This window comes from Mucilaginibacter sp. (genome assembly GCF_039921305.1).
Lineage (GTDB): Bacteria > Bacteroidota > Bacteroidia > Sphingobacteriales > Sphingobacteriaceae > Mucilaginibacter.
Window position 1 is genome coordinate 19,160 of the sequence record NZ_JBDSCA010000034.1, and the last position, 25,403, is coordinate 44,562.

Consider the following 25,403-nt stretch of genomic DNA (forward strand, 5'->3'; position numbering starts at 1 on the left):
TTAAAAAGTGATGTTTGCGCCCAGTGTTAGATAACGATAGAATGGATAACGCTCATTACCCTGTGTGGTACGGGTTGTTTCCGGGTCCCATCCATCGTGAATACCACTTACTTCCCATAGGTCGCTGCCCGAAATGTAGACCCTTAAGGCGCTGATGGCCTTACTACGTTGTAAAAGTGATTTAGGCAAGGTATAACCGAGTGTCACATTCTTCAGGCGGACATAAGCACCATTTTCTACAGACCAAGTGGATGCCTGGTAGTTATAGCCATTGATACCGTTGGTATGCAAATTTGGATATAATGCATCTGTGTTATCAGGTGTCCAGGTTTTACCTATCCAAAAGGTGGATTGTGCTTGTCCAAGGGCGGTATAGGGGGTACGCCAGTTATTGGCACTGCCATTGGCCCGGAATATGGTGCGTTTGCCTACGCCTTGAAAAATGGTGTATAAATCAAAACCCTTCCATTGCAGGCCTATATTAAGGCCGAAAGTATAACGGGGAACATCACTTCCCAGGTAAACCAGGTCACCCATATCCGAAGTGGAAGTTCCTGTTGTAAGCTTGCCATCGCCGTTTACATCGGCAAACATGTTATCGCCCGGGCGCAAGCCTGAATTTTGACCTGGAAGATTTGAAAGCGGACTGGCTATAGGTATGCCTATTGTGTTAACAATGTTTCCAGGGTTATAATATTTATTATAGGCATCTAACTGGGCTTGTGTTTGTATACGCCCGGCATACTGCAAGCCGAAATAAGATCCAAGCGGATAGCCTTCAACGGCTCCGTTATAACCTGCACCAAGCAGAGGGTTACCATTATAATAAACCAATTTATTCTGACTGTCGGTTATGTTTCCTGATATCGTATAATTCAGTTTGCCGATGTGATCTTTCCAGGTGATAATACCTTCCCAACCCCATGTTTTCAGGTTTCCATTGTTTGATTGGGGGGCACCTGCACCCAATACACCCGGATACGTTACACCGATGAGCATATTGTCATTAAAATTTCTAAATGCCTCGAATGTGCCCGTCAAATGGCCTTTTAAAATGCCAAAATCTAATCCCAGGTTGGATTTTTTGACCGTTTCCCATGTTCTGTCTAAAGATACCAGAGATCCGGTTGTTCTAACCTGAGTTGCAATACTCGAACCCAGTAAGGTGTTACTGCTGCTTGCACTTAATTGTTGAATATAATCATATAAGCCAATACCAGCCTGATTACCAGTAGTACCATAAGAGGCACGTAGTTTTAGATCATCAAAAATGTTTAATTTTTTTACAAAAGACTCTTCTGAAATGCGCCATCCCAGTTGTAAACCTCCGAAACCTTTCCAACGTTTATAATCGATAAACTTTGATGAGCCATCATATCTTCCGGTAGCCTCCAAAAGGTATTTTCCGTCATAAGCATAGGTAAATCTTCCAAAGTAGGAGCCCAAAGCGAAATGGTTGCGGTTCTCATCATTAACAACAAAGCCAGACGTTCCGCTTGAGAGTCCGCTACCCAGCGAAGGTATATCATCACTTCCCAGGTTATAAGTTCGTGAATTGGTTAAATCATATTCATCTCTCTCGTACGAACTTCCGAGCATCAACAGTACGTCGTGGTGTTTATAGAAAGTATTGGCATAAGTCACCCTGGCTATCAGATTATAATAAGGATCGTTAATGTTTTGGCGGAAATAATTTTCATTACCCGTGGTGTTTCCGGCTGTACCTATACTTGGTGTAGTAGAGATCAGGTATTTATCATCGTACGAATAAAATTGTATGGACTTAGCCTGAACCCTGTCATCCTGAAACCAAACATTATAACCCGCGGTTCCGGTGAAGGTTAAGTGTTTTAAAAAATTGTAGTTCAGCGTGGTATTAAGCAATGCGCGAGTATTATATTCCAAATTGTCGCCACCATCCCTTAACTGGCCCGGAGGGCTGATTACTCCACCCCATTGGTATGGCCTGCCTGATTGGGTAAACGCTGGTATACCCGGTTGAAAACCGTTGCCTAATGCACTATAGCTGCCCGTAGTGTATAGGGTAGGCTGCTGCACGTCGTTTTTTTCGAGCGATACATTAGTTTCCAAACTAACTTTATCATTGAATTTATAACTATTGTTAAATCTTAGGTTATAACGCTGGCTACCATTATTTCCAAATTGCAGTTGACTACCATCATTCAAATACCCTAAGGATACACGGTAAATATTTTTTTCTCCTCCGCCTGATAAGGTAAGGGAGTGCTGAGTAGAGGTAGCTCTGCCCCAAAGAATTTGTGACATGCGGGTATCGGTAAAGTCCAGTTCTTTAACATCGCCGAATTGAGGGACAGGAAGCCCGTTATAGAATAGGCCGGCAGTTATAGCGGAGCCATTATATCCTGGGATCTGAGATGCCAAAACAACTGTGCCGTTGTTGGCCAGGGCGAAGTTTGACATCTGGTACCATAGATCAGTGGTAGGCACTACTCCATAGTTGTCGTTTATTTTTGCCTCTTTCAAACCGTTCGCCCATTGTTCAACATTGGTCATATTAGCCTGCAAGCCAATTAGTTTTTCGGAAATGGTTGGACTGTATTGAACTTGCATCTTACCAGCCTTCCCTTTTTTGGTGGTAACCAGTACAACACCATAGGCTGCGCGTGCCCCGTAAATGGAAGCCGAGGCATCCTTTAAAACAGACATGCTCTCAATATCATCAGGGTTGATAGAGTTTAGCTCATTGTTATTGTTCAAAGCAACTCCATCTAAAATAACCAAAGGGTCCTGGTTATTAACCGATGTAGCTCCCCTTATCTGAAAGTTCCAGTTCTCCCTTCCTGGTTGTGCCGATGTTCTGGTTACCACAACTCCGGGAATTTGTCCCTGTAAGTTTGCTATCGGGTTATTGGTCGGGCCCCTGTCTTCAAATACCTTTGAAGTTACCGTAGCAATGGCGCCGGTAACGGTGGCCTTTTTTTGAGTACCGTAAGCCACAACAACTACCTCATCCAGATTTTTATTGTCTGAAGATAATTTGACTAACATCGGCTTTGTAAAATCGGCGTTTAAAGTGACTATTATATAGCCTAAACTTTTAAATTGTAGTTTGCCGTTTGGCGGAACATTGAGTGTGAAGTTACCGTTAACATCTGCAGCAACACCGGTGTTTGTGCCAACGACCGAGATAGCCGTGCCGATCAAGGCTTCGCCGGTGCCGGCATCTACCACCTTTCCGCTTACGGACTTATTCTGAGCCATAGCGGAAAAAGAAAAGAAACAAAGAGCGAGTAATAACAGCGCCCCGTTTCTCCTTTTACTTAAAAAAGTACAAATTCCCATAATTTGATGAGTTAAAATAAATAATTGGTTAAAATTGTTACTGCCGAAAATTGGTCTGATCGGGAACAATTATGGTTTCAAAAGTAATTGGTAGCTTTACTTTTCGAAGGGGTGCGTTGGGTCAAACAGCGGGGGAATACTAAGCTAAAAAGGCATTATTGGCTCTTTTTTGGGGAAAAGCAAAATTTTTGTCCATAATGAGTATTCTTTTTGCTTGATTTAATAATACGATTGCGACACCAATTATTCTTAATTGCGATAGAGTAAATCGCAGAACTAGCACGATTACCCAGGTCGTTCAGTTTATTTAGATGCCCCTCGGTAGGTGCAATGATATATCCTACCTACCTGGCGGATTTTAATTGATTTAATTCACCATTAACTTGAACAGAATCAAACAATGCCGCAGCACCGATCAACGCTGCAGTTTCGCCCAACTGCGCTAATTTAATGGTAATGTTAAGTCGCTTCCATAACTGGGGGAGGAATAGGCCAGACGCTTTGGCGATATTTCCACAAAGGATCAGCACATCAGGCTTCAGCAAAAAAACAGGATCCATCAATAGATCACTCATATTAACGGCAAATTCTTTGAATATACCTTTTGAGGTTTGGCTTATCGGAGCGAGCTCTGCCAATTCATGAACACCCACAACAGAAAGCCCCGTTAGCTCATAATAACGTTTCAGAAACCACCGTGTTGATAAATAATTGTCTGCAATGCTATCCTTAAATGACTGTCCGCCCAGGTTGAGATCTTTTGTTTGGCCATCGCGATATTGCGCCGACCCGAATCCGGTACCCAGTGTTACGCCCATCACGTTTTCGAAACCTACACCGGCACCTGCCATTGCTTCACCAGCTATTGTAGCCTCGGCATCATTACGAAACCTTATGTTTTTAGGCTCTAATCCCATTTCTTCTGAGATATATTGCTTGATGTTGAGACCGTAAATAGCTTCATACTTGTTTAAACCAGTAATATAAGAGATCCCGTTTTCATAATCAAACGGCCCTGGCATCGCTAATGCAATATGTTGTGCTGATTGCCCCGAACCAACACTGGTGTTTTTGAGTGCGGCTATCCAGGTGCTCAAAACATCAGCTTTGCTGCCCTTTGAGTTTACGATCATCCTTGTATAGCTACCATCCACGATCGACCAGTTCCTTAGATCGATCATCGCAGCGGTTATGTGCGAACCGCCAATATCAGCGCAGATCACGTAATTAATTTTTGTCTCCTCAGTCATGTTTTCTGTCTTATCGGTTGCAAATACACCCCATCTCTCCTGATCACAAAGGTGTCATGTTGAGCCAGTGGTCTTAAATGTTCGAAAGTATGGCAAAGCCCAGAGAAATAAGAGGGGCAAACAGGTCAAGTAAAGGGGACAGGTATCATTGTCCTTTAATTGGTGGCTTTGAGATGTATTTATTGACAGGGGGATAGCATTAGGCAAACGAAGGTTCATTCAATTATTCAAACCTTGTCAATATTATCCGCTTTAGTGTTTTTGATGCCTTTACGATATAGCCAAATAACTGGAGAAATATTTGATTGCTAAGTTTAGGATTGCTGTTTCTGGTTTACATGCCGTTAAACGAATAATTAATCCCAAATGCCGTTTTTTGCTGTAAAAATCACCGGCTGGCCGCCAGTTACCATAATGGTATGCTCGTGCTGCGCAACAAAGCCACCTTTATTGCCCCTCAGTGTCCAGCCATCGGCTTGAGTATCGGCAATTGTTGACCGTGTTGAAATGAATGTTTCTATCGCTACAACCGAATTCTTTTTGAAACGCGTAAAGTTAAACCTGTCGCAGTAGTTGGCTATTTCGTGGGGTTCTTCGTGCAAACTGCGACCAATACCATGTCCGGTTAGATTTTTTATTACAGTGTAGCCAGCTTTTTTGGCTTCAGTCTCTATCAACCTGCCTATCTCCGATATTCTGACACCGCCTTTAATGTTGCTGATTGCCTTTCGCAATATCTCTTTCGATGCTTCTATCAGTTTGCCATGGCCGTGGATATCTTCGCCCAATACAAAGGATCCGCCATTGTCAGCCCAATAGCCATTTAGTTCTGCCGATACATCAATATTTATCAGATCACCTTCTTTCAGAATTTTATTGGCTGATGGTATGCCGTGCGCAGCCTCTTCGTTAATGCTAATACACGTATGCCCGGGGAAGCCATAGGTTAACATAGGTGCAGAACGTGCGCCCATCTGTACCAGCAATTGGCCGCCGTAATTGTCAAGTTCTTTTGTTGAAATGCCCGGTTTAGCAAACTCGCGCATCTTTTTAAGTGTGATGGCAACAGCATCACTTGCCTGCTGCATTCCAATTTTTTGGTCTTCGGTAGTTATAGACATTTCAATGTTTTATCTGTGGCAAAATTAGCAATTAATAAATTTGACACCGTTTATCAAACGTCAGTTTATAAAAAACTAATGGTCAAAGCTATATAATTCACCCACGGCGTATGTATCCTGGCCAGACACACATCCTTTAAATAATACCTATGTTCTCAAAGATAACCGTATTCGTTTAGCACCAGTTATTATTGCTACTACGATTAAGCCGGCAGCTAACCCAAGTGCAAACTCAGTAAGGATTGATGGCAGGCCGGTAAATAAATGGTGCAAATAGGTGATGTTGTGTAGAAATATACCGCCTGCGACCAGGATCAAAGCGATTGTGCCTACTAAGCCTAAAAGCTTGATTACAACTGGTAAAGATTTAACCAGTAAAGCGCCCAAAGTTGAGAACAAGCCTTTGTTGTGTGAGCTTTTAATGAGGTGGTACCCGGCATCATCCATTCTCACAATCAGGGCCACTATACCGTAAACACCTATCGTTGCCAGCACAGCAACAACCGAAACCGTGATAATTTTCACCGGCAAAGTTTCTTCTAAAACAGTGCCCAGTGCCATAATGACGATCTCTACCGACAGGATAAAATCGGTTGTTACCGCGGCTTTAATTTTTGCTTTTTCGGCATCTTTATTATTTTCTTGATTGGTTTCAATGACTTGGTGAGCCGTTTTTGCACGATGAAAAAAATATTCAATGATCTTTTCAACGCCCTCATACGCCAGGTAAAATCCGCCTAAAACTAATATAATTGTAATCGCCACCGGGAAAAACGCACTTAATAATAAAGCGAGGGGCACTATGATCAATTTATTAAGCAAAGAACCTTTGGTAATAGACCATAACACGGGCAATTCACGTGAAGCTAAAAAGCCCGTCGCTTTTTCGGCATTAACAGCAAGGTCGTCGCCCAATATACCGGTAGTTTTACTGGCCGCAACTTTCGTCGTTACCGCAACATCATCCATTAATGCACCGATGTCGTCCAAGATCGCAAAAAAACCTGATGCCATTTTACTTTATAGTCTGTTGGCAAATATAAAGGAAAACCCTGTTATTTAAAGCCCGTAGGGGAGTAAATAGAGCTAAAGCGGTAGGTCAATTCCACATTGTGCCAGCCAGCCCCAATACCAATGCCATCCACAACCCAATAAGATAACCTAACAGGCTCAAGCCCAGGAAAAGTTCCCCAACCCGGCTTTAACGCTTGTTTGAGCTTATTGCAACTATCAATAATGTAGCCACTTAGCGGTTAATAAATCTACTCGCCTTATTTACATATATCAAACCCACCTACACCAATGAGCCTTGAAGCTATGGGAAGATTTTTTACTAATATATTCTATGAGATAAACCTTGAACGTAAAGATTTACCATAAAAGGCAATCCTTTATTTGTAATTAATCTAAATAAGAATAACTTTGCACAAAAAAACCCGGTATGCTGCGTCGAAACTTTATACCGGGCAATAATAATGAGCTATCAACCCTTTATCATTTGAACAAAACTATGACTTATTCTCTGTTTCGCGGTGTTTCGTGTGCAAAAAAAACTGCATTTAAACTGTTCCTTACTTTTTCCATATTGTTTTTAACAACTTCGGCTTTTGCCCAGCAAACCGGCTCAGTAAAAGGCAATGTTAAAACTGCCGATGGCAGGGCCGCTGAATTTGTTAGTGTGGCCATTAAGGAAACTAATCAAGGGGCCACCGCCGGACAAAATGGTCACTACGTAATCAAAAATGTCAAATCCGGAAAATACACCTTGATCGCCAGTTTTATCGGGTTGCAAACCCAAACCAAGATAGTTACGGTGACCGCTGGTGAAACACTGACCATTAACTTTGTAATGGCCGAAAGCAGTAAAGATTTGCAGGAGGTAATTATTAAGAGCGCGAAGTATAACAAATTCCTGAAAAAGGAAACCGAGGATGTTGCCCGGTTACCACTGAAGAACCTGGAGAACCCCCAGGTTTATACCGTAGTGACCAGTGAATTAATGAAAGAGCAGGTAGTAACCAGTTATGTGGATGGCTTTAAAAATATCCCTGGCGCCGGTGTGCCCCTGGTTTATAACAACGGGCGTACCACTTTATTGTCGCGCGGTTTTGTAACTGCCAACTTTGTACGAAACAGCGTTGCAGGCTATAATTTTAACAGTGTAGACCCGGCTGATATCGAGAAGATTGAAGCTATTAAGGGGCCGTCAGGCACTTTATTTAACAGCAGCCTGGCTTCGTTCGGCGGCCTTTTTAACCGGGTAACTAAACAACCCTTTGATAGCACAAAAACCGAGATATCTTACCAGACGGGTAGTTTTGACCTGAACAGGTTAACCGCTGATGTGAACATGCCTTTGAATACGGAAAAGACCTTATTGTTACGTGTGAATACTGCATTGCATAATGAGCATAGTTTTCAGGATGCTGGATTTTATCGTGGTGTTTTTATTGCACCAAGCCTGACCTATCAGGTCAATGAACGCCTATCGGTGCAGGTAAATGCCGAGATCGGCAGTTTTAACGCTACCTCGGCTTACCGTTTGACACCGGATACTAAGGGTAAAATATACAATATCCGCGATCTGAGTATCGATTATAACCGTTCATTCGCCAATAACAGCCTGGACTACACCAGTAATCAGATCGATATGTATGTATTAATCAATTACAAGTTATCTGATCACTGGAAGTCGCAAACGATGTTCAATAAAACGTTTTCGACTACGAAGGGCTTCGTTACCGCACTCAGTATTTCGGATACGGCCATTAAACAGCAGGCGATCAAAGAAGATTATCCTTATTACATTACTAACCTGCAGCAGAATTTTATCGGTGACTTTAAGATCGCGGGTTTCCGTAACCGTGTTGTAACCGGCTTTGAATATTATGATCAGCGAAGCAATAACACCAATTATAGTGTTACCATGCCAGCCATCAATTATAAACATCCAGGTGCCGCTTACAATAACTTCAATAGCGATAAAGTATCAGCGCTTATCGCCGCTTTACCACCAACGGCAGGCTCTTATTTACAAGTACATCAAGGCTCGTACGCTGCCTATGTATCCGACGTATTTAACCTTACTGACAAACTGAACGCGATGGCCAGTATCCGTGTAGACCGGTACAGCAATTACGGTTCTTACACCCCGGCTGATGACAAAACCACCGGAAAATTTGATCAAACGGCCTTTTCACCTAAATTCGGTTTGGTATATCAATTGGTGAAAGATCAGGTTTCTCTGTTTGGGAACCACATGAACGGGTTCAGCAATGGAACAGCAACCAGCTTTGATGGCAGCCCATTTAAACCCCAATATGCTAACCAATGGGAGGGAGGCGCCAAAGTTGATCTCTGGGAACATAAAATAAGCTCAACTATAAGCTACTATAATATTTCGGTAACTAATACCACGATGGACGATACCGCTCATCCGGGCTTCTCTACCCAGGCCGGTACCCAGCTAAGTAAAGGTATCGAGGTTGAATTGATAGCCAACCCATTTACAGGATTTAACATCATTGCAGGCTATGCTTATAACGACAGTAAGATCACTCAGGGAGCCATTTCGGTGCTGGGCTTGCGTCCCGCCAATGCCGGCCCGGCCAAAATGGCTAACGTATGGTTAAGCTACCGCGTACCGCAGGGGCCAATCAAGGGCCTCGGTTTTGGTGTAGGGGGTAATTATGCCTGTGCATCTTACCAATCCAATACAACTGCCTTTCAGTTTACCATACCATCCTATACCACAATTGATGCAACGGCATTTTACGATCGCCCTAAATTCCGTATAGGTTTTAAACTGGATAATTTAACCAACGAACAATACTGGTCTTTCCGCTTAGCGCCTCAAAATCCCACCCGCGGTACTTTTAGTCTCGCACTTAAATTTTAATTGATAATTACAACCCGTTATGGCTAAACAGAAATGGACATTTAAAAAAATCATCAGGCAACTCCACCTTATTTTAGGTTTAGCCAGTGGCCTGGTAGTTTTTATTGTTGGAATTACCGGCGCGATATATGTTTTTGAGCAGGAAGGCCGGGAAATATTTCAGCATGATTTTTATCATGTGCAAAACGCCGGCAACATCCGGTTATCCTTTACTCAAATGAATGATACCGTCCGGGCCCATTTTCCGAAAGAAAAGATCACCAGTATCCGCTTTAAGGAAGATAAGGACGCGGCCATTATCTTCTACAGTAAAAAAGAGAAGGCCATTAGCGTTGATCCCTATACAGCCAAAATTATAGCGGTAAAGAGTTTGAGCCGCGATTTCTTTTCGATAGATGAGGAGCTACATACGCATTTACTATTAGGTGATGTTGGTGCTGTGATCATCAAGTGCAACGTGCTGATCTTTTTTATCATGTGCATTAGCGGCCTTATTTTATGGTGGCCTAAGCAAGTACGGTTTTTTAAAAAGGCAGTCACCATAAATTTCCGAACTAAGAACTGGAAATTGTTAAATTGGGAGTTACATAGCGTTTTGGGCTTTTATGCGGTAATTGTCTTGATCGTTATCTCACTAACGGGCATCTTTTTTTGCTATGATTCGGCCAAAGGCGCGGTTGCTTTTTTAACGGGCCAGGCTGTGCCAAAAAAGGAAAAGAAAGTAAAGTCAAAAAAACCGGCAACAGGCGAACATTATAGTCTGGATAGCGCCTATGCCTATCTTATTAAATCAGACCCAGGTGCCCGGGAAACCTTTATCACCCCGTCTGCAGATAGCGTAGCGCCCATACGTGTTTTGATGCGCTACCCTGCTATGATGGTGCGCAGGCAAAATACTATTTATTTTAACCAGTATACGGGCAAGATTTTAAAGTCTGATCTTTACCGGAATTATACTGCATACGATAAGGTTGCTCAAAGTAACCGCAATTTACATATCGGCAATTTTGGATTAGGCTTGCCAGGTAAAATTATTTGGTTCTTTTCGGGCTTGATAGCGGCATCATTACCCGTTACCGGGTTTATGATCTGGCTGAACAGAAATCGCAAGAAAAAGCGCCTTACTACAATATAATGCTGTTATATCAACAGCAAGCCGCGGATAAACTGGTTACAAGCAGCGTACTGTAGAAGGGCACAGACAATTTATTATTGATAGGATAGGGAGCGGCAACTCGCCCGGCCAAGCCCTCATCATTAAAAGCTACCCCCTATCTATCGTTTATAAATATTTGCTTCCGCAATTTTACTTTAACTGATGCTGCAATAAAATAACTGAGCGTCCTTCAACATGAATTGTTTCAGCGGCTTCATAAACTTTATTTGTTGGATTAAAAACAGGCTTACTGGTATCAATAAGCACCTGCCAGTTTGCCGAGTATTTTTTTTCTGGAAGTTTATAATCCAAAGGCTGGTTGTGAGCGTTAAATATGATATAAAAGTTATCATCAACAACCCTATTACCTTCGGAGTTTACCGCATGCAAACCCTGGCCGTTTAAAAATACCGCTAAAGATTTGGCATAGTCTTGCTGCCAGTGCTCTTCAGACATTTGTGAACCATCGGATAAAAACCAGGCAATATCTTCAATGCCATCGTCTTTTAGCGGCTCACCCTTGAACCAGCTTTTTCTGGAGAATGCAGCATGCTCTCGCCGCAAATGAATCAGTTGCCGGGTAAATTCCTGCAGTTCAGTATCCTGATGTTCCCAGTCGAGCCATGAGATCTCGTTATCCTGGCAATAGGCGTTATTATTACCTTGTTGGGTGCGCCCCATTTCATCACCGGCAACCAGCATAGGTACGCCCTGCGATAAAAAAAGTGTGGTTAAAAAATTCCGCTTTTGCCTTGAGCGTAATTCATTTATATCCGCATCATCCGTTGGTCCTTCGGCGCCGCAATTCCATGATCGGTTGTGTCCTTCCCCATCGTTGTTGTTCTCGCCATTGGCCTCGTTGTGTTTTTCGTTATACGATACCAGATCGTTTAGCGTAAATCCATCATGTGCCGTTATGAAATTGATACTCGCCGTTGGTCGGCGGTAATCCTCGTAGAGGTCTGAACTCCCCGTTATACGACCTGCAAAGTCGGCCAGCATGCTTTCAGAACCGTTCCAGAAATCACGGATATCATCACGGAACTTCCCATTCCATTCTCCCCATCCCGGCGGAAACTTACCCACCTGGTACCCGCCTTCACCTATATCCCAAGGTTCGGCTATCAGCTTCACCTGCGATATAACCGGGTCTTGGTGTATTATGTCAAAGAAGGCGCTTAAGCGGTTAACTTCGTGCAATTCGCGCGCAAGTGTAGCAGCCAAATCAAATCTAAAGCCATCAACATGCATTTCCAATATCCAATACCGCAGGCTATCCATCATCAGGCGCAGCACATTAGGCAGGTTGGCGTTCAAAGTATTCCCAGTACCGGTATAATCCTTATAGTATCGTTTATTGTCGTCGGTTAAACGATAATACGATGCATTGTCAACCCCTTTAAAAGACAGCGTTGGGCCCATATGATTTCCTTCGCCGGTATGGTTATATACTACATCCAATATAACTTCAATTCCGGCCTTATGCAGCTCCTTAACCATATTCTTGAATTCAAAAACCTGGTCGTTTACTTTATCGCCAGCCGCGTATCGCGCATCCGGGGCAAAAAATCCAATGGTGTTATAGCCCCAATAGTTGGTAAGCCCATTATCGCGCAAATGCCTGTCGCTTAAAAAATAGTGCACCGGCATTAATTCAATCGCGGTTATACCTAATTTTTTTAAGTAAGCAATGCTTGCGGGCTGAGCCAAGCCGGCATACGTACCGCGCAGGTTTTCTGGAATATCGGGGTGCAATTTGGTGAAACCTTTAACATGCGCCTCATAAATGATGGTGTTGTAATAAGCCACTTTTGGCGCTTTATCATCACCCCAATCAAATTTATGATCAATAACCACCGATTTTGGGATAAAGAGGGCGCTATTTAGCTCACTGAAACTAAAATCTTCGTCAGCATTGCCCATCTCATAGCCAAAAAGTGCATCGTTCCATTCAATTATGCCCGAAATAGCTTTGGCATACGGGTCGATCAATAATTTATTGGGATTAAACCGGTGCCCGTTTTCGGGTTCATACGGCCCATGTACCCGGTAGCCATATAATTGTCCGGGCTTAATTCCGGGTAAATAAACGTGCCAGATCAAATTGTTATGTTCGGTAACCGGAATCTTGATGTGTTCCTGTTCGTCGTTAATGCTCTTGAACAGACATAGCTCAACATAAATAGCGTTTTCAGAATAAAGCGCAAAGTTCACGCCTTTGCCGTCCCAGGTTGCCCCAAGCGGGAAAGCTCCGCCTGGGTATATAAGTTGTTCCATAGTATAATAAGTAGATGTTTTTACCAGGTATTTTGCCTGATGACTGTATGTTAACAACCAGCCCCAGCTTGGGTTTTTATTTTTTAGGATCGGGTATTTCCGCTATGTTATTGCGTATTATCCATATGGCAATACTACTATTATGCTCCTAACTATCATTATCAAAGGATGTGCGTTCCAATTACCAGTCCTGAATAGGGCACAAAACAACAATAAAAAATACCAGGGGTAATCCGGTATTTCCCGTTCTTGAAGCGAGTATTTCTTTCGTAAACTTAGCGGTCCCGGCATTGGTTGTTTCTAAAAAAACAATAGGGGCTAATAAAACCTAGATAAGCTAATGTTAATTAATTGTTGTTTTAACAATTATAAGTTTCGATATTAGTTTGCCGAATTATGACAACATAAGTCATGATTAGTAATAAAAAGGCAATTTTTTGTCTAAATGATCCATATTATAGTGTTAGTTTATATACGGATAACGTTGTATGAACATTATTAGCTAAACGTTACACTATCGATGCAGCATCAATATGAAATTGATACGAATAACATTGATTTCTATGATCATAATAAATAATAGGTTGGAATAAAGATAGCAGTGTTTGATAACACTAATAGCACCACATACACTGCAATTTAAGAGTTCTAATAGGTTTTCCTTCTAAAGAATTATGTTGATTAAATATATGGATTCACCGAGACGGCACAAGAAAGACTAAATAGATAGCGTCTATATGCATATTGTATGCAAATAAAAAAGCACTTACTGCTTTTAAACTGTAAGTGCTTTTTTATTAAAGTGGGAGTTACTGGGTTCGAACCAGTGACCCTCTGCTTGTAAGGCAGATGCTCTGAACCAGCTGAGCTAAACTCCCGTCTTTCCAAACTTTTTGGCTAATGCCTCGTTCGTTTTGGGACTGCAAATATAGAAGTGTTAATCATTTATGCCAAATGTTTTTTCATTTTTTTTATTTTCGGCTAAAACACATTTTTAAAACATTTTTAATATTGATGTGTATTAGTTATTTAGCGCTTAATTCTATATTTGATCTACATCTAATCCATATCCTGTAATGCCAGCTACTACCCCGAAACGAGTTATCATTTTTGATGACGACGAGGACATCCTTTCTATTTGCACCTACATTTTAGAAGAAAAGGATTGGGAGGTTCACACATTTACCAATTGCAACGATATTTTAGAAAAGGTAACAGGTATTGAGCCTGATGTTGTTTTGATGGATAATTGGATACCCGACATAGGTGGCATGCAGGCTACGCAACTGCTAAAGGCTAATAGCCTGCTTAAAAACATCCCCGTAATTTACTTTTCGGCTAATAATGATATTCATACTTTGGCGGCAAATGCTGGTGCGGATGCTTATTTGGCAAAGCCTTTTGATATTGATGAGCTTGAAAAGGTGATCAACAAAGTGATGGCTAAAATTGCCTAACTCAAAACCTCTTCGAGTATCTCGTGCGAATGCACATAGCCAAAACCTTCAATGTGCAGGGCATAGTATTCTAATAGTTTAGCTATAAGGTAACGGCGCTCATCTTTAGCCAGCTTAAGCACGTGCATGTTTTCGAACGAGTATTGCAGGAGTTTGTTAAAGTTTTGGGTATGGGGTGGCGAAAGGTACAAGGCATGATCGGGCTTGTAACGTTTGAACACACCCTCTTTCATATCAAAAAAATCGGCGTTGATATCTACGTTCACTTCCGGATAAAAGCCCATGTATCGGGTAAGCTTTAGTAGAAATAGCATGTGAAAGTTGGCAAGGCCCTCATTGGCGTGGTCCAACCACTCGATGGCGTGGAAGATAAAGCCGAACAGGTTCTCGTCGGGATCGGTATGTTTTACAGATTTGTAGAGCACTTCGTTTAAAAACATCACTATGCTGGTTTTTACCACATCGTAAGCAATATTATTTAGGGTAGGCGCATTCTTTAATTCAGAAATACGCTGTATGCTTCCGCTGCCTTTGTGATAAACTACCATATCCAACAGGTACAAGGGCTGCAGCATGTTGCGGCTGATTTTAGCCCGGGCCTTTTTTACGCCATTGATGATGTAAGATTGTAATCCGAATTTTTCGGTATATACCTGTACAATTACACTGCTTTCGCCATAATTGGTGGTTTTAAAAACAATGCCACGGGTTTTATGCAGCATGGAACAGCAGGATGAGTTTAGGGATAAAAATCAGGCATCCCGTAATAACGGCAAATACCGCGGTAATGGTAACAGCGGCGGCGGCGATATCTTTAACATGGCCGGCCTTTTCGTGATAGCCTGGCGAAACCATATCGGTTAAGGTTTCGATGGATGTGTTGAGCAATTCGGCGGATAATACGATGGTGATGCAAAGCAGTATCCAAAGCCATTCGTTTGCAGTGAGGTTTAAATACCATCCCAATAGTAAAGTGATAGCGGTTATTACTAAATGGATACGGAGGTTGAGCTGCGTGCGGTAGGCATAGGCCAATCCTTTAAACGCGTAACTAAAGCTTTTCCACAGTTTATTCATCGTACACTAAATTAGCATATTGTCACAATATCGTTCAATAAATATTGTTTAAAGCAAATTTCGTAGGTTTGCACCCCGCTATTAAAATTGTTGCGCGTTATATGATCTGGAAAAAATTAGCCAACCTCATACTTAAAAACCGACTGCCCATACTTTTTATTGTATTAGGGCTAAGCGCTTTTATGGGTTTTGAGGCCAGCAAAGTAAAACTCACTTATAACGCAGGCAAAATATTACCCATTACCGATTCGGCTTATATCAACTTCACCAAGTTTCGTAAAATGTTTGGTGAAGATGCTACCGCTATGGTTTTGGGTGTAAAATCGCCAAACCTGTTCAAACAAAGTTTTTTTAACGATTGGTACCGTTTAGGCGATAAGATCCATAACATTAAAGGCATTACCGGCGTAGTTTCGATGGCCAATATTTATAAGCTACAGAAAGACACCCTTGAACACCGCTTTGTTTTGAAGCCACTGATCACCGATACGGTAACATCGCAACAGGAGGTTGATAGCGTAAAAAACCAGATTTATCAAATGCCTTTTTATAAGGGCTTGATTTTAAGCGGTGATAAGCAATCGACTTTGATGGCGATATCGTTGGATAGTAAAATATTGAACACTCCGCAACGCGATAAGGTTATAGCTGCCATTTTAGCCGAGGTTAAGCCGTTTGAAGCTAAGCAAAATATCACAGTACATATTTCGGGGCAGCCTTATATCCGCACGGTGGTGAGTAAATTGGTATCGCACGAGTTTGTTTTGTTTTTGGGCCTATCGTTGGGGATAACGGCTTTAATATTGCTCATCTTTTTTAAGTCGCTTTACCCGGTTTTATTCTCGGTTATCGTAGTGGTATTTGGGGTGATCTGGAGTTTGGGTCTGTTGGTTTTAATGGGTTATAATATCACCCTTTTAACGGGAATTATACCACCGCTTATTGTGATCATCGGGATACCGAACAGCATCTTCCTGCTCAATAAATACTACCATGAGTTTGCCCTTAACGGGGATAAGATGCTATCGCTACATGTTGTGATAGAAAAGGTTGGTATCACCACCTTCATCGCTAACGTAACTACCGCTATTGGCTTTGCTGTGTTATGCTTTACCAAAAGTGAGATACTCACTGAGTTTGGCCTGGTTGCATCGGTTAGTATTATGATAACCTTCGCGCTTACGCTGATCCTGATCCCTATTATATTTAGTTACCTGCCTGCGCCCGGTAAAAGCCAAAGCGGAATTAAGGATGGTAAGTTTATCAGAGCGCTATTAACCAAAATTGATTATTTAGTACACAATCGCCGCAAGGCTATTTACATTGGCGTTGTTGTTTTATTGCTAATAAGCTTTTACGGTTTACTACATATTAACGTAAACAGTTATATTGTTGACGACCTGCCCAAAAAGAGCAGTACGTTTACCGATCTGAAATTTTTTGAATCGAGCTTTAAAGGGGTTTTACCTTTGGAGTTGAGCATTGACTCGAAACGGAAGAATGGATTGATGAACCTGGGCACCATCCACAAGGTGGAGAAGCTGGAGAATATGATATCGGCGTACCCGGAGTTTAGTCGTTCCATATCGCTGACACAGGTTTTGAAATACTCAACCCAGGCATTTTATGGCGGCGATAGCAGCTATTACCGTTTGCCGGATGGTATGGAGCAAAACTTTATTTTAAGTTATGCAGCCAACGCGGGTAAGGGCAAAAACATGCTGCGCAATTATTTGGATAGCACCAAACAGATTACCCGGGTAAGCTTCCAGATGGTGGATGTTGGCTCTAAAAAGTTGAATGTGATATTCAATGAATTGAGGCCGAGGATTGATTCGATATTTAATCCGGCGAAGTTCCATGTGGAGCTAACGGGCAGCAGTGTGATATTTGTGAAGGGCGCCAATTACATGGTGAAAAACCTTTACGAGAGTTTGAGTTTGGCTATCGTACTGATCGCTTTGGTGATGTGGATATTGTTCCGTGGCATCCGGATGATCGCTATTTCGATACTGCCTAATTTGATTCCGCTGGTAATTACCGCGGGTTTGATGGGGTATCTGGGTATCGCGCTTAAGCCTTCCACAATTTTAATATTCAGTATCGCGATGGGGATCTCGTCCGATCAAACCATATACTTTTTAACCCGCTACCGTAACGAATTGCGTACTACCAGCAAAAGTATTTCGCAAATCATCAGCGATACTATTCACGAAACGGGGATCAGTATGATCTATATCGCGACTATATTATTCTTTGGCTTTGGGGTTTTCGCGGCTTCAACCTTTGGGGGTACGGTTGCTTTGGGGATACTGCTATCGGTAACTTTACTGGTGGCCATGATATGTAACCTTACCCTGTTACCTGCCTTTTTATTGAGTGCCGAAAAGTATATCGATAAACGAAAAGGTATTCCCATTGATACCCAGGCGCAGGATATTTAATTCTTTTTTACCTTTATCGGGATCAATTGCATTCTGCGTTTGTTAAAAAACAATGCGATGATGGCCATAGTGCCAACGCCACATACAAACGATGGTGCTATGGATTTGATAAGTGAGTTTTCGAACAAAAACGTGGATATGAGCATATATAAACTTGTGCTAACTACAAAACCCGCGGTAAGAGCCAATACTTTTTTCATGTGATGTGTTTGCTATTCATAAAGATAACGTTTTATATTGGGTTTTAGTTCTATAATATTGTGTACTAATTACACCTATGTTGTTAACTTTACTTTACTATGAATTTACATCTGCAACATAAGGTAGCGCTGGTGCTTGCCGCCAGTAAAGGTTTGGGCCGGGCGGTGGCAACCATGCTGGCTGAGGAGGGCGCAACGGTGGTTATTGGATCGCGGGATGAGGCGGAGTTGAAGCGGACAGCTGCCGAGATCAGCAAGGAGACCAATCAGCCGAATATTCTTGCCGTGCCGGTTGATGTGACCCGGCCCGATGAATTGCAAAATATAGTTAACCAGTGCCTTAAAACCTATGGCGGCATTGATATTTTGGTAAACAACGCTGGCGGGCCACCCTTCAATAAATTTGAGAGTTTTGATGATGAACAATGGCTGGCTGCCTTTAACCAGAACCTGTTAAGCGTTGCACGTACCAGCCGGATGGTGATACCACACATGCGAGCGGCGGGCGGTGGAAGGATCATTAACATCATCAGCGCGTCGGTGAAATCGGTTATGGCTAATTCGGTGCTATCAACCAGTATGCGGATGGGTGTGGTTGGCATGGCTAAGCTGCTGGCCGACGAGGTTGGCCCTTATGGGATAACCGTAAACAATGTTGCACCGGGATTGATACTCACCGGACGCGTTAAGGAAACTTTGCCAGCGGGAGATTATGAAGCGGCGCTTAAAGAACGTACCGCCGGGATACCTGTTGGGCGCATTGGTAAGCCGGAAGAACTGGCGGCGCTGGTTGCCTTTTTAGCATCGGAACAAGCGGCTTATATTACCGGGACCACGATACCGATTGATGGTGGGAGTAATAGGGGGATTTATTAGAATCCCCCTATTACGTTGAGCTATTTCCCTACATCTGGTTTGCGAAGAAATGTATATCCAATGCTGAGAGAATACCACGGTTTATCATTATATATCCAATTTTTCCCAATTTCTCCAGTTGCTCTATCTATTCCAACAATAAATCCTATTTGGAAATCATCAAATCGGAACACAATGCCTGTACTTCCTGTAACACCTAAGACCAGCCCGTCCGCAACAGAAGGAGATGTTGAACCTGGAGAAGTCGGTGTAACAGTATTATCATTAATTGAAATGGTTGAAAGGCCTAGGGTAAGTATAGGAAATGTAACATAATAAGGTTGGGATTTGCTTATCCTCGATTTAAAACCAGCATAACCACCAAGTGTTACGTCAGGAGTTATTTTTGAGTTTTGACCGGCTGTACTTAATCTGTATTTAAAGGGTAGAGAGACACTTGCCCCATAATCAAATTTTATATTGGGAGTTACATAGCTTTTTTTGATGAGTCCATTAGCCAGATAAGTATCTAAATCAGCCTTATTAATCCAAAAATATTCATCGTTGTCCTCTGAATTAATAAATACATCATCACCAGTAAGAGACTTCCCTCCTTTTGTAATATTATCTACCGTAATAGGTAAAAATTTAATAATTACATAATCATTTTGATTATGTATATTTTTTTCTTTTCCTACAATCTTAAATTTTAAAGGCTCTCTTGGAATTTTAAAATAGTCGGTTTCTGGTATCTTATTAGCTGCATCATAATGATTTACATATATTAACCCCGAAACTTCATAAAAGAAGGGTTCTTCATCTGTATTTTGTGCTTGCTGTGCATAAAGCACTGCTTGAAAAACGAAAACAAACGAAAAAAGTAAAAATATTTTTTTCATAACGATATATTCAGTATTTAATATTCACAATATAGTTATTAATATAGTATTAAAAAAATATCTTCGCATTTATCTATTATATTGATACATAACGAATATTTTATTCCTGAAAGAGCCTATTTCTCATGAAGAAAGTGTGTTTTTTAATGGCTTTGTTGATATGTTGTTTTGGTATCGTTCCATATGTCTTCGGCTTGATCCAAACCAAAAAACTAAATCAACAAAAAGATTTTTTGCCATAGGCATTTGTGCGCAAGCCGCACAAGTACTTCGCTGACATGGAGGGGAAAGATCAATTTAAGAATTAGATCAAATTCACTTTGATTATTATTTCTTCTTCGGCTTCAAAATCACAAATATCAACCACAGGATAGAGAACAATTGCACCAGCATACCCGCGCCGAAAATGGTTCCGGATATATTTACGGGTAGCAAATGCCATAGTTTACAAGCCATACCTGCACCAATGAGTGCGAAACTTGTTACGAAAAGTATGAGGGGTTTGCGGTAGTTGGGATTCATGGTGTAAAGTTAATGGTTGATTTGGATATGAGATATTCGATCTCAGAATATTTATCAGGTACGGTTTCGCGTTATGGATTGCAGCGGATACCAGCCAGTGGTTAAGGCCTGTGCAGTATGAGCGTAAAGCCAGGCCCGAAGGGAGCGCCCAAACAACTTATATGACTGCCCGGCTTCCGTGCGATTGCTTCGTTCCTCGCAATGACACAGTTTGAGAGTTGGTTGGTTTAAAAATGGATGCGGATAACCAAAAAACTTCCCTTTTTTATATTATATTCCTTAAATTTGCACCTCTTAAAAATTGAGGTACCGTATTGATGTACAAGGAATATAAGCAGCTTAATCTATCGCAAATAGGGAACGAAGTATTGGAGTTTTGGAAGCAGAACAACATATTCGAGAAAAGTATTACGAGCAGGCCGGCCAGTAAGCCGTACACGTTTTATGAAGGTCCGCCGAGCGCCAATGGCATGCCGGGGATCCACCACGTGATGGCGCGGAGTATTAAGGATATTTTTTGCCGTTATAAAACTTTAAAAGGTTACCAGGTTAAGCGCAAAGGCGGCTGGGATACGCATGGTTTGCCTATAGAACTGGCGGTTGAAAAATCGTTGGGGATCACAAAGGACGATATCGGTAAATCAATTTCGGTTGAGGATTATAACGATGCCTGCCGCAAGGAGGTGATGCGCTATACCGATGTTTGGAACGACCTGACCGAAAAAATGGGTTACTGGGTTGATCTTGACGACCCATATATCACTTACAAAAATGAATATATTGAAAGCCTTTGGTGGATACTGAGCGAGCTTTATAAAAAGGGCTGGTTGTACAAGGGTTATACCGTGCAACCGTATTCGCCAAAATCGGGAACTGGGTTGAGTTCGCACGAGCTGAACCAGCCGGGTACTTATAAAATGGTGAAGGATACTACCATTGTGGCGCAGTTTAAGTTGGATTTTCAAAAAAGTTTAGCCACCGAAAATCCTGTCACTAAAAAATTGCTTGAAAAATTCATTGAAAAAACCCTTTTTGGTGAGAAAACGTTATCCCAATATTTAAGCAATCAGGAATATTTTGGAGACGACTTTTATTTTTTAGCTTGGACCACTACTCCGTGGACATTGCCTTCGAATTGTGCTTTAGCGGTGGGGGTTAACATTGATTATATTTTAGTTCAGACATACAATCCTTATACTTACAAAAAGGTAAATGTAATCTTAGCAAAAAACCTATTTAAGAAATACTTCTATTTTCAAGGGGATGATGAAGCTATAGTTGAAGGCTTTAAAGAATATTTACCCTATTTAGACACTGAAAACGCAATACAAGTTTACTATTCAAGGGATCCAAAAACCCTTACCGAAAAGGGTAGATTGACACAATGGAATATATTATGTGAGTTTAAAGGTTCGGACCTTTTGGAATTGCGTTACCACCAGTTGATGCCCTATGTAACCAATGCCGATTTGGAGGCGAATGCTTTCCGTGTGATACCTGCGGATTTTGTGACTACCGAAGATGGTACGGGCATTGTACACACCGCATCGGTTTTTGGCGCGGATGACTTTAGGGCCTGTAAAGAAAACAATGTACCGAGTGTAATGGTGCATGACGAAACAGGCAAGGAAGTGCCTTTGGTGAACAAGCAAGGTAAGTTTGTTGACGAGGTGACAGACTATGCCGGCTATTATGTTAAAGAAGAGTATTACAGCAAAGAAGAACGCGAAGTACCGGGCTTTAAACCGACCGATGTTTTAATATCAATCAAATTAAAAACTGAGAATAAAGCCTTCGACGTTAAGAAATACGAACACAGCTACCCGCACTCGTGGCGTACGGATGAGCCTATTTTGTACTATCCGCTGGATAGCTGGTTCATTAAAACTACGGCGGTTAAGGATAAGCTGGTTGAATTGAATAAAACCATTAACTGGAAACCAGAATCAACCGGAACGGGCCGTTTTGGCAACTGGTTGGAAAATTTGGTGGACTGGAACTTATCGCGCTCACGCTACTGGGGTACTCCGCTGCCGATATGGAGAAGTGAAACCGGCGAAGAGAAATGTATTGGTTCGATTGCAGAATTGAATGCGGAGATAGATGCTGCCGCTGACGCCGGCTTTATGGAAAAAGGTTTCAGGTTGGCAGATATGCACCGTCCTTATGTGGATGATGTGGTATTGGTATCGCCAACGGGCCAAAAGATGTTCCGCGAGCCTGATCTGATCGACGTTTGGTTTGATAGCGGCGCTATGCCTTATGCGCAATGGCATTTTCCGTTTGAGAATAAGGACCAATTCGCGGATGCTTACCCGGCAGATTTTATTGCCGAAGGTGTGGATCAAACCCGTGGCTGGTTCTTTACCCTGCATGCCATCGCGGTAATGCTGAGCGAAGCAAGCGACGAGGTTAAAGCGGTTAATAAAAAGGTTGGCAACAAAGGCATCGCGTTTAAAAACGTGGTGAGCAACGGTTTGGTGCTGGATAAAAACGGCAACAAAATGAGCAAGCGTTTAGGTAACGCCGCCGATCCGTTTGAAACCATTAACCAATACGGCGCCGATGCTACCCGCTGGTACATGATCAGCAATGCCTCGCCCTGGGATAATTTAAAGTTTAACATTGAGGGTATTGACGAAGTAAGGCGTAAGTTTTTTGGTACGCTTTATAATACTTACTCTTTCTTCGCGCTTTACGCTAACATTGATAACTTTAATTACAGTGAAGCCGAGATCGCGTTAAGCGACAGGCCGGAGATTGACCGCTGGATCATATCGTTATTAAACACCTTGACCAAAGAGGTTGATGAGTTTTATGCCGATTTTGAGCCTACCAAGGCTACCCGTGCTATCCAGAATTTTGTGGACGCGCATTTGAGCAACTGGTATGTAAGGTTAAGCCGCCGCCGTTTCTGGAAATCTGATAATTCGAATGATAAGTTATCGGCCTATCAAACGTTATATACTTGTTTAACTACCATTGCCAAGTTAATGTCGCCGGTGGCGCCGTTTTTCGCGGAGCGTTTGTTTAGCGATTTGAACAGCAGCACGGGTAAAGAAGGTGTTGAATCTGTTCACTTAGCGGATTTCCCGGTTTACAACGAGAAATTGGTTGATAAAGACCTGGAAGAACGGATGCAGATAGCGCAGGATGTATCGTCGCTGGTATTATCATTACGTAAAAAAGTAAGTATTAATGTTAGACAGCCTTTGGGCCGGATATTATTGCCTATCTTAAACAAAAACTTTGAGCACCAGGTTGAGTTGGTTAAAGAGCTGATATTATCGGAAACGAACATCAAAAACATTGAGTATATAAACGATACCGCCGGGTTTGTAAAGAAGAAGATAAAACCAAACTTTAAAGCTTTAGGCGCTAAGGTTGGTAAGGATATGAAAATAGTGGCTGAAACGATCACTAATTTTACCGCTGAACAAATTACAGAAATAGAAACTAAAGGCGAAATCTCGATACTTGATACTAAATACCTGATACTACTAAGCGATGTTGAAATTATTGCTGAGGATGTACCGGGATGGCAAGTTGCAAATTTAGGCAAACTAACCGTGGCTTTAGATGTTACGATTACCGAAGAGCTGAAGCAGGAAGGGTTATCGCGCGAGATGATTAACCGGATACAGAATTTGCGTAAGGAGAAAAACTTTGAGGTTACCGATAAAATAAGCGTAAGCGTTAAAACAGATAACACATTTATAAAGAGTGCGGTAAGTAAGAATTTATCCTATATTTGCGCCGAAATTTTGGCAGATAACTTAACGCTTGATGATGAATTAAGCAATGGCGATAAAGCCCTGATTGATGAAAATGAAATATTGATTGTTATAAGGAAAGTATAATGAAGACAGAAAACGAAAAAACCAGATATTCAGACTCGGAATTACAAGAGTTTAAACAATTACTTTTAGATAAGTTAAAAGGCGCTAAAGAGGAATTGAACAACTTAGCTTCGTCGTTAAGCAACCCAAATTCGAACGGTACTGATGATACCGCGGGTACTTACAAAACTTTGGAAGATGGATCGGCTACGCTGGAAAAAGAGCAGATCAACCAATTGGCAGCCCGTCAGAAAAAGTTTATTGAGCAATTGGAAGCCGCTTTAATGCGTATTGAAAACAGAACTTATGGCATTTGCCGCGAAACCGGCAAGCTGATACCTAAAGAGCGTTTACGCGTGGTACCTCACACTACGTTGAGCATGGAAGCCAAATTAAAGCAATAAATGAAGGTAGCTTACTTAAAACCTTTTTTAACTGCCGCACTGATCATTATTGCCGACCAATTAATTAAAATTTGGGTTAAGCATAATATGTACATTGGGCAGGAAATTCGATTTTTGGGGCATAGGGGCATGCTGCACTATACCGAAAATAACGGTATGGCCTGGGGCCTTGAGCTTGGCGGCGATTTAGGCAAGCTGGCTTTAACACTATTCCGCATTGCCGCGGTTTGTGGTATTGGTTATGGTTTGGTTTACCTGATAAAGCATAAATATCACCGTGGTTTGATCATGAACCTGGCGCTCATATTTGCAGGCGCTATGGGTAATATTATTGATTCGACATTTTACGGGGTGATATATGGTTACGCGCCGATATTTCATGGCCGTGTGGTTGATATGTTCTATTTTCCGCTAATCAGCGGATATTTTCCGCAATGGTTACCGTTTTGGGGTGGTCAGGATTTTATCTTTTTCCGCCCGATATTTAACCTGGCCGATTCGGCTATTTCGGTTGGCGTTATTTTGATATTGATCTATCAGAAACACTATTTTAAACACGAGCATATTGAAGAGCAAAGTTTGAACAGTGAGATGGTGGAAGAGTAGGTTGGTTGATTAGTTCACTGGTGAATTAGTTGATTGGTGAAACGTGATATTGTGAAAGTCTGTGATTTAGTTCA

At 41.9% G+C, this 25,403-nt stretch carries 18 protein-coding genes and 1 tRNA gene; 8 read left to right on the top strand and 11 right to left on the bottom strand.

The annotated features are described in order from the left end of the window. The 4 genes from ABIN91_RS10050 to ABIN91_RS10065 all read right to left on the bottom strand — a co-directional run bounded on the left by ABIN91_RS10050 (window position 1) and on the right by ABIN91_RS10065 (window position 6,709). A complete protein-coding gene (locus ABIN91_RS10050; RefSeq protein WP_348050962.1) occupies window positions 1-3,243 on the bottom strand; it encodes a TonB-dependent receptor in 3,243 nt (1,080 codons plus the stop codon). A gap of 425 nt (window positions 3,244-3,668) precedes the next feature. Next, on the bottom strand, window positions 3,669-4,574 hold the full coding sequence (locus ABIN91_RS10055) for an ROK family protein (protein WP_348050963.1): 906 nt from the start codon (window positions 4,572-4,574) through the stop codon (window positions 3,669-3,671). A gap of 356 nt (window positions 4,575-4,930) precedes the next feature. Beyond that, complete coding sequence (gene map / locus ABIN91_RS10060; protein WP_348050964.1) at window positions 4,931-5,695, bottom strand: type I methionyl aminopeptidase; 765 nt, start codon at window positions 5,693-5,695, stop codon at window positions 4,931-4,933. Window positions 5,696-5,842: 147 nt separating this feature from the next. Then, window positions 5,843-6,709 carry a DUF808 domain-containing protein gene (locus ABIN91_RS10065; protein ID WP_348050965.1) on the bottom strand — a complete coding sequence of 289 codons (867 nt, stop codon included), beginning with the start codon at window positions 6,707-6,709 and terminating at the stop codon, window positions 5,843-5,845. A gap of 496 nt (window positions 6,710-7,205) precedes the next feature. Between ABIN91_RS10065 and ABIN91_RS10070 the strand changes: the two genes are divergently transcribed. Together ABIN91_RS10070 and ABIN91_RS10075 are read left to right on the top strand one after the other, a co-directional pair. Continuing rightward, a complete protein-coding gene (locus tag ABIN91_RS10070) occupies window positions 7,206-9,593 on the top strand; it encodes a TonB-dependent receptor (protein ID WP_348050966.1) in 2,388 nt (795 codons plus the stop codon). Between the two features lie 19 nt (window positions 9,594-9,612). After that, window positions 9,613-10,728 (top strand): PepSY-associated TM helix domain-containing protein, encoded by a 1,116-nt coding sequence (locus ABIN91_RS10075; RefSeq protein WP_348050967.1) that lies wholly within the window; start codon window positions 9,613-9,615, stop codon window positions 10,726-10,728. Between the two features lie 171 nt (window positions 10,729-10,899). On the opposite strand, the gene glgX is transcribed toward ABIN91_RS10075, so the two are convergent. Both glgX and ABIN91_RS10085 read right to left on the bottom strand, forming a co-directional pair. Then, window positions 10,900-13,026: a glycogen debranching protein GlgX gene (glgX, locus tag ABIN91_RS10080; protein ID WP_348050968.1), complete on the bottom strand. Its 2,127-nt coding sequence runs from the start codon at window positions 13,024-13,026 to the stop codon at window positions 10,900-10,902. Window positions 13,027-13,829: 803 nt separating this feature from the next. Next, window positions 13,830-13,904, bottom strand: a tRNA-Val gene (locus ABIN91_RS10085). Window positions 13,905-14,102: 198 nt separating this feature from the next. Here ABIN91_RS10085 and ABIN91_RS10090 point away from each other — a divergent pair. Further along, on the top strand, window positions 14,103-14,483 hold the full coding sequence (locus tag ABIN91_RS10090; RefSeq protein ID WP_348050969.1) for a response regulator: 381 nt from the start codon (window positions 14,103-14,105) through the stop codon (window positions 14,481-14,483). On the opposite strand, the gene recO is transcribed toward ABIN91_RS10090, so the two are convergent. Further along, complete coding sequence (gene recO / locus ABIN91_RS10095; RefSeq protein ID WP_348050970.1) at window positions 14,480-15,205, bottom strand: DNA repair protein RecO; 726 nt, start codon at window positions 15,203-15,205, stop codon at window positions 14,480-14,482. The two genes, ABIN91_RS10090 and recO, sit on opposite strands and share 4 nt — an antisense overlap. Then, window positions 15,195-15,560 (bottom strand): diacylglycerol kinase family protein, encoded by a 366-nt coding sequence (locus ABIN91_RS10100; RefSeq protein WP_348050971.1) that lies wholly within the window; start codon window positions 15,558-15,560, stop codon window positions 15,195-15,197. The genes recO and ABIN91_RS10100 overlap by 11 nt, the downstream gene beginning before the upstream one ends. Window positions 15,561-15,661: 101 nt before the next feature. Here ABIN91_RS10100 and ABIN91_RS10105 point away from each other — a divergent pair, with 101 nt between their 5' ends. Further along, window positions 15,662-18,004, top strand: a complete 2,343-nt coding sequence (locus tag ABIN91_RS10105) for an MMPL family transporter (RefSeq protein ID WP_348050972.1) — start codon at window positions 15,662-15,664, stop codon at window positions 18,002-18,004. Here ABIN91_RS10105 and ABIN91_RS10110 read toward each other — a convergent pair. Then, a complete protein-coding gene (locus ABIN91_RS10110) occupies window positions 18,001-18,204 on the bottom strand; it encodes a hypothetical protein (RefSeq protein WP_348050973.1) in 204 nt (67 codons plus the stop codon). The two genes, ABIN91_RS10105 and ABIN91_RS10110, sit on opposite strands and share 4 nt — an antisense overlap. A 99-nt stretch (window positions 18,205-18,303) precedes the next feature. Here ABIN91_RS10110 and ABIN91_RS10115 point away from each other — a divergent pair, with 99 nt between their 5' ends. Continuing rightward, complete coding sequence (locus tag ABIN91_RS10115; protein ID WP_348050974.1) at window positions 18,304-19,080, top strand: SDR family oxidoreductase; 777 nt, start codon at window positions 18,304-18,306, stop codon at window positions 19,078-19,080. A gap of 20 nt (window positions 19,081-19,100) precedes the next feature. On the opposite strand, the gene ABIN91_RS10120 is transcribed toward ABIN91_RS10115, so the two are convergent. Both ABIN91_RS10120 and ABIN91_RS10125 read right to left on the bottom strand, forming a co-directional pair. Further along, window positions 19,101-19,958: a hypothetical protein gene (locus ABIN91_RS10120; RefSeq protein ID WP_348050975.1), complete on the bottom strand. Its 858-nt coding sequence runs from the start codon at window positions 19,956-19,958 to the stop codon at window positions 19,101-19,103. A gap of 327 nt (window positions 19,959-20,285) precedes the next feature. Further along, window positions 20,286-20,480: a hypothetical protein gene (locus tag ABIN91_RS10125; RefSeq protein ID WP_348050976.1), complete on the bottom strand. Its 195-nt coding sequence runs from the start codon at window positions 20,478-20,480 to the stop codon at window positions 20,286-20,288. Between the two features lie 317 nt (window positions 20,481-20,797). On the opposite strand from ABIN91_RS10125, the gene ileS reads away from it, so the two are divergent. The 3 genes from ileS to ABIN91_RS10140 are packed head-to-tail and all read left to right on the top strand — an operon-like array spanning window position 20,798 to window position 25,329. Continuing rightward, window positions 20,798-24,340, top strand: a complete 3,543-nt coding sequence (ileS, locus tag ABIN91_RS10130) for an isoleucine--tRNA ligase (RefSeq protein ID WP_348050977.1) — start codon at window positions 20,798-20,800, stop codon at window positions 24,338-24,340. Beyond that, the gene (locus ABIN91_RS10135; protein ID WP_348050978.1) at window positions 24,340-24,723 is read left to right on the top strand and encodes a TraR/DksA C4-type zinc finger protein; all 384 of its coding nucleotides are present in this window, start codon (window positions 24,340-24,342) and stop codon (window positions 24,721-24,723) included. Before ileS ends, ABIN91_RS10135 begins: the two co-directional genes overlap by 1 nt. Continuing rightward, window positions 24,724-25,329, top strand: coding sequence for a lipoprotein signal peptidase (locus tag ABIN91_RS10140; protein ID WP_348050979.1), 606 nt, complete (start codon window positions 24,724-24,726; stop codon window positions 25,327-25,329). Window positions 25,330-25,403: the final 74 nt, after the last annotated feature.